This is a genomic window from Achromobacter sp. UBA5777 (genome assembly GCF_002418565.1).
GTDB classification, from domain to species: Bacteria; Pseudomonadota; Gammaproteobacteria; order Burkholderiales; family Burkholderiaceae_B; genus Achromobacter; species Achromobacter animicus.
Genome location: NZ_DIEJ01000273.1, coordinates 1 through 6,488, shown reverse-complemented (window position 1 = coordinate 6,488; position 6,488 = coordinate 1). Strand labels below are relative to the sequence as shown.

Sequence of the window (6,488 nt, the reverse complement as noted above, 5' to 3'; positions counted from 1 at the left end):
CCGAGCAGCAGCGCCTGGCCGGGCTGATGGACGAGCTGCGCGCCCTGCAGGGCGAGCAGCCGCTGGTGCCCGCCTGCGTGGACGCCCAGATCGTGGCCGAGATCATTTCGGCCTGGACCGGCATTCCGCTGGGCCGCATGGTGAACGACGAGATCCGCACCGTGCTGCAATTGCAGCCCATGCTGGCCGAGCGCGTCATCGGCCAGGACCACGCGCTGCATGCCATCGCGCAGCGTGTGCGCACGGCCCGCGCCGGGCTGGAAGATCCGGACAAGCCCAAGGGCGTGTTCCTGTTCGTGGGCCCGTCGGGCGTGGGCAAGACCGAGACGGCGCTGGCGCTGGCCGACATTCTTTACGGCGGCGAGCGCAAGCTGGTCACGATCAACATGAGCGAGTACCAGGAGGCCCACAGCATTTCCGGACTGAAGGGCTCGCCGCCCGGATATGTCGGCTACGGCGAGGGCGGCGTGCTGACCGAGGCGGTGCGGCGCCAGCCCTACAGCGTGGTGCTGCTGGACGAGATCGAAAAGGCCCATCCCGATGTGCTGGAACTGTTCTTCCAGGTGTTCGACAAGGGCGTGATGGACGATGCGGAAGGGCGCGAGATCGACTTTCGCAACACGCTCATCATCCTGACGTCCAACGTGGGGTCCAGCACCATCATGCAGGCCTGCCTGAACAAGCCGGCCAGTGAACGCCCGTCGCCGGAGCAGCTGGCTGAACTGCTGGCGCCGCAGTTGTACAAGGCGTTCAAGCCGGCGTTCCTGGGCCGCATGAAGACGATTCCTTACTACCCGGTGGACGACGAAGCGCTGGCGCACATCATCGGCCTGAAGCTTGGCCGCATCGCGCGTCGCGTCCAGGCCACGCACCGCGCGGCTTTCGATTGGGACGACGGATTGGTGGAAGCCGTGCTGGCCCGCTGCACCGAGGTCGACACGGGCGCGCGCAACGTGGACCACATTTTGAACGGCGCGCTGCTGCCGGAGATCGCCGAGCAGGTGCTTGGCCGCATGTCGCAGGGTGAGGCCATCGCCAAGATCCGGGTGACCGCGGGCAAGAACGGCGAGTTCCGGTTCCGGATGAGCTGACGAGGAAGACGCAGACATGGCCCTTGAATCCGCTGCCGCCGGCCCGCTGGGCGCAGGCTTTACGCAGGCCGATCGCCTGCTGGACCTGGCCACGCCGCTGGGGCCGGACACGTTGCTGGCCGAGCGGCTGCAGGGCCGGGAGCAGTTGAGCGGTGGCGGCTTCGTGCTGGACGTGGACGCGCTGTCCGGTGATGCCCACCTCCCGCTGAAGTCGCTGATCGGCCAATCCGCGCAGGTCAAGCTGCAGACCGCCTTGGGCCGGGACGAACACCGCGTGTGGTGCGGCGTGGTGACCGAGGCGCGCTTCGAGGGCGCCAATGGCGGCTTTGCGCGCTACCGCCTGCGCGTCGAGCCATGGCTGGCGCTGCTTCGCCAGCGGCGCGACAGTTTTGCATTTCAGGACCTGTCGGTGATCGACATCGTCGACAGCGTGTTTGGCGATTACAAGGGCCAGGGTGCGCTTGCGCCCCAATGGCGCTGGGAAGTGAAGGATCGCGATGCTTACGCCAAGCGCAGCCTGACGATTCAGTATCGCGAAACCGACTTCGCTTTCGTGGAGCGTTTGCTGGCGGAAGAGGGGCTGTTCTATTGGGTCGAACATGAAGGCGGCGACGGGGAACCCGGTACGCATACGATCGTGATCGCGGACCATAACGGCGCGTTCGAGACCGGCCCGCAGGACAGCGTTCCCTTCCAGCGCGCCGATGCGACCGAGGAACAGGATTCCATCCAGGCCTGGCGCCAGCACCGGGCGTGGCGGACCAATGCCGTGCGGCTGGCCACCTGGGACTATCGCGCCATGCAGGCGCGCAAGGTCAGCGCCCAGGTCGAGGACAAGTTCGCCAATGCGCTGGAACTGGCCGACTCGGATTACCCCGGGCAGTATCTGTACGAAGACAGCGCGCAGGGCGAGCGGCTGGCGCACAATGCGCTGGCCGCGCAGCGCGTTCGCCAGTCGTTGTTTGAGGGCGAAGGCACCGTGCGCACCCTGGCGCCGGGACAGCGCTTCACGTTGACCGGCCATTGGGGCCCCTCGCAAGGCGCGGGGGCGGACTTCGTGGTCATCGGCATCCGCCATGAAGCGCGCAACAACTTCGACGAAAGCCTGGGGCAGGCCGTGGCGCAGGCGCTGGGCGCTGCGGGCGGCGGGGCTGGGGAAAAGGCGGAGGGCGAGGCGGCGGACTTCTATCGCAATCGCTTCGAGGCCATTGCCGCCACGCTGGAGTACCGGCCCAGCACGCGCGACGGCCACGGCGCGCGTCTGCATCCGCGTCCCACCGTGCACGGCGCGCAGACTGCGCTGGTGGTGGGCGCCGGCGATTCGGTGCACACCGACCGCGATCATCGCATCAAGATCCAGTTCCACTGGCAGCGCGGCAGCGCGTCGAGCAGCCGGCAGGACCATCCGGCCGGCGACGACAACGCGCCCGCCAGCGAGGCGCTGGGCACCTGGGTGCGCGTGGCCGAACCCGTCGCCGGATCGGATTGGGGCGGGCATTTCGTTCCCCGGCTGGGACAGGAGGTGCTGGTGCAGTTCCTGCATGGCGATATCGATCGGCCTGTCGTCGTGGGCGCGCTGTACAACGGCGCGGGCACGGAGAACGCCGCGAACAACCAGGTGCAGGGCGGCGCGGCCAAGGCGACCGGCAATGCACCCGCCTGGTTCGCCGGCAGCGAAGCGGGGCACGCGCACAACGTGGTGATGTCGGGCTTCAAGACCCAGGCGCTGGCGTCCAGCGGGCAGGGCATGGGCGGCTACAACCAGCTCGTGCAGGACGACACGCCGGGCCAGTCGCGGTTGACGGCCTCGACCACGCAGGCCGAATCGCGATTGAACCTGGGGCACCTGAAGCAGCAGCGCGACAACGAGCGGCTGTCGGACCTGGGCCACGGCGCCGAACTGGCGACGGCCGAGGCGCTGGCGCTGCGGGCGGGGGAAGGCCTGCTCATCAGCGCCCACAAGCGCGAGGACGCAACGGGCGGCCTGCTGGACAGCGAAGAGGCCATCCAGCAAATGGAAAAGTCCATCGAGCAGGCCGTCGAGCTGTCCGCGACGGCCGGCCGCCAGGAGGCCCAGTTGCCCGGCGACAACGACAAGCCGCGGGCGCTGAACGAGCTGAATGCGGTGCGCGAGATCATCGAAGGCACCAAGTCCGACGCAGAACACAATGTGCCGGCCTACACCCAGCCGCACATCCAGGTCAGCGCGCCCAGCGGAATCGGGCAATACACGCCGCATAACGCGTACACCGTGGCCGGCGCCACGCTGTGCCAGATTGCCCCGGACGTGAACTGGGCGGCGGGCGCGAATCTGGCGATGTGCGTGGCGCAGGGCGTCGTGCTCTTCACCAAGGGACTGGGCGGCAGCGGAAGGGCGGTGCCAGAGCAAGGCATCCGCCTGCACGCTGCCGGTGGAAAGCTGCGGCTCCAGAGCCAGAAGGCGCGCATGCGGCTGGCGGCGGAAAAGGCGGTGACGCTGGCGTCGGCGCAGGGCGCGGTGGACGTCAACGCGTCCAAAAAGGTGTTGGCGACCGCCGCGGGCGCGTACATGCGGATCGAGGGTGGCGGCATCCAGCTGCATGCGCCCGGCAAGGTGGAACTGAAGGCAGGTGTGCACAACTGGGTGGGGCCGCAAAGCGGCGCCGGACCCGCGCAGCCGCCGCAGGGCGACATGGAAGGCTGCGCCGCGGCGCTCGAAGACGCGGCCGGCAGCGGCGCACTGGCGGCATGACGATGGATGTGACGTTCGACATGACGACCCGCCTGCCCGAGTATTGGACGCCTGCCGCCGAGGCCCGCGTCGAGCGCGCCATTGCAGGCTTGCGCTCGGTGCTGGACGCGCGCGCCGACCGCCGCGTGCTGCTGTTGTGCGATCCGACGCTGGCCGATCCGCTGGGCCAGGACATCGCATCGGCCGGTCTGCGGCGCTGCGAGGTCGACCTGATTTCACAAGGGGCAAGCGCGCCACCCTTGTATCTGGCCGAGGTGCCGGATGAAGTGCGGCTCGAGCGTCTGGTCAACCGCAGCCTGCGGCTGGCGGTGGACGAGGCCGTGCGCCCGGCGCCGGCAGCCAAACGGCCGCGCTCGATGTCGGCCTGGTTGGCCACCGATCTGCCGCTGGCCGAAGTTGCGCAGCGTCTGGTCCTGCGCGCGCGCCTGCGCGATGCGCAGGGGCGCGTGCGCATCCTGCGGTTCTGGGACCCGCGCACCACGCAGTTCCAGAGCGAGCTGTATGCGGGCACGGCGCCGGCCTCGTGGATCGAGGGCGTCACGTGGATGAGCGTGGACGGCTTCGGGCATTGGCAGACGCTGCCGGACATGCGAGGCCCGATGCAGACCGTCACGCCGGATTGGCCGCGTCTGGCGCGCCTTGGCCGCGTCAATGCCGTCCTCCAACGACTGAACGCGCAGGGGCTGCGTTACGAGGCGCCCGCGCTGGAGGCGGTGCGGCGCGCGCTGGATGCTGCCGCGGCATGCGGCATCGCCGATGACGAGGACGTGGCGCTGTTCGCAGCCTGGCGCGTGCGACTGGACGCGCCGCTGGAATGCGCGCCCTCGTTCCTGGCGTTGCTGCGCGAAGTGCGCGAGGAAGGCGGCCGCCTGTATCGCGCCGCCGAGGACATGGACGACGAGGATTGGCAGGCGTTTGCGCACGAGGCGCAGGCGCGGGAGGATCTGCAAGCATGACGACTGACTACGACGCGCTGCCCTGCAAGGGCAAGTTCTGCGGCCGGCCGGGCCTGCCCATCCTGCCCATGCGGATCGCCTATGTGCCGGGTGGCAAGAACGACCTGCCGGACGGCGTGTACATGGATCCGGAGCTGTACTACGAGACCATGCGCCAGGGCGCCTACATGCTGCGCGCCATCACCGCCGGCTACGTCTACATCTGGGACCCACGCCGCAGCTACGGCTGGCGCGCATTCGCGGCGACGGCGACCGGCCAGATGAAGGAGGTGCCGGTCGACGACGACAACCGTCCGTCCGAACAGCCCACGTTCACCTGCACGCGCGAGGGCCACGGCCTGGAATCCACGCTGATCAACGTCGAGGCGCCGGCCAACGCGTCGCGCACGGTGTGGGTGGGGTATTCGCGCGTATGGTGGACGCGCGACATCCGCCGCGATCTGACCCGCGATGAACGCTGGCGCAAGAAGATCATGGTGGAGCTGGACGCCAAGGCGGTGTGGGGCGGCGGGTATCCCAAGCCCGAGACCGGCTACCGCGTGGCCGATGACGGCGCCAATCTGGCCAAGCACTCGATCGAGTTCCGCGACGCGGCGGGCGCCGCCACGCTGTTCAGCAATACGCTGTCGCCAGCCGTGAACGTGTTCGGCGGGCAGGGCGCTGCCGTTGCGGCCAAGATGCGGCAGATGACGCCCAAGGGCGGCATCGTGCTGGCGCTGCGCGACCCCGTGGGCATCCTGGCCGACGTGGCGACGTGGCGCAACAAATGCATGGGCGAGCTGGCCGAGCACCACCTGGACCCCACGCGCATGCGCGAAGTGGGCGTCGCGCAGATCATCGATGGCCTGCAAAAGCAGATGGGGAACACGGGCGACGAGATCCGCCGCCTGCGCGAACGCGTCGATACCGGCAAGGTCGCCAAGACGCTCAGCGACAACAAGGTCGCGATCGACCGCATGCGCGAGAAGATCGAAGGGGCCGGCAAGGACTGGGCGTGGTGGTATGGTCGCGAGGCGTTCTGGCTGGCGCTCAAGGCCTATTCGCCTAAGGACGCCGCGGCTGGCGAGCGGCTCGAAGAGGACATGGCGCTGTGCGTGGATGGCGCGGGCGCGATCGAAAGCGAACACAAGGCCATCGACGATTCGCTCAAGGACGAGGACAGCGACAGCACCTATGCGGCGATCTGGCGCGCGCTGGCCGCGAACGATGGCGAGCTGCTGGGCTTTCTGGACCGCGAGGCCAAGGGCAAGGTGATCTCCAAGCAGGTCAGCAATGTCCGCCGGATGATCAAGAACTACAACGACTGGATCAAGGCGCGGGCGGCCAAGGGCCAATTGCCGCCGATGCGGGTGGCTGGCGCGGCGATCGGCCGGTTCATGGCGACGCAGCTGCTGCGGCTGACCCTGGCGGGCGACCCCATCGCCGAGCGCGTCGCGGCGCGGGTCACGCTGACGATGTCGGCGCGGATGAACATCGTGATGGCCGTGCGCACGCATACGACCACCTTGCCGCGGATGATCGCGGACATGCACCAGATTGTCTGGGAGCCGAACCCGGCGTCGGTGACGGTTGGCGCGGGCAGCAGCGAGGGCCTCGGTGCGAGCAAGCAGATGCAGTCCGGCTGGATGGGCACGCAGGCCGAACGCTCCACGCCGGTCACGCTCAACTACATCATTCCCGAGGAAGTGGATGCGCAGTTGAACGCCGCGG

Annotated in this window: 4 protein-coding genes; all 4 read left to right on the top strand. The window is 68.7% G+C overall.

From position 1 onward, the window contains the following. Positions 1-1,091, top strand: a 1,091-nt coding sequence (locus tag B3446_RS23400) for an AAA family ATPase (RefSeq protein ID WP_291385770.1), incomplete at its 5' end; no start/stop codon positions are given. A gap of 16 nt (positions 1,092-1,107) precedes the next feature. Next, the gene (locus tag B3446_RS23395; RefSeq protein WP_291385768.1) at positions 1,108-3,822 is read left to right on the top strand and encodes a type VI secretion system Vgr family protein; all 2,715 of its coding nucleotides are present in this window, start codon (positions 1,108-1,110) and stop codon (positions 3,820-3,822) included. Next, positions 3,819-4,778, top strand: a complete 960-nt coding sequence (locus B3446_RS23390; RefSeq protein WP_291385766.1) for a DUF4123 domain-containing protein — start codon at positions 3,819-3,821, stop codon at positions 4,776-4,778. Before B3446_RS23395 ends, B3446_RS23390 begins: the two co-directional genes overlap by 4 nt. Beyond that, positions 4,775-6,488 (top strand): T6SS effector BTH_I2691 family protein (locus B3446_RS23385; protein ID WP_291385764.1); only part of this gene is annotated, 1,714 nt, incomplete at its 3' end. The genes B3446_RS23390 and B3446_RS23385, both read left to right, overlap by 4 nt.

Excerpts from the sequence above, each read along its gene's own strand:
- B3446_RS23395 (WP_291385768.1), top strand. The coding sequence starts at position 1,108 with ATGGCCCTTGAATCCGCTGCCGCCGGCCCGCTGGGCGCAGGCTTTACG.
- B3446_RS23390 (WP_291385766.1), top strand. The coding sequence starts at position 3,819 with ATGACGATGGATGTGACGTTCGACATGACGACCCGCCTGCCCGAGTAT.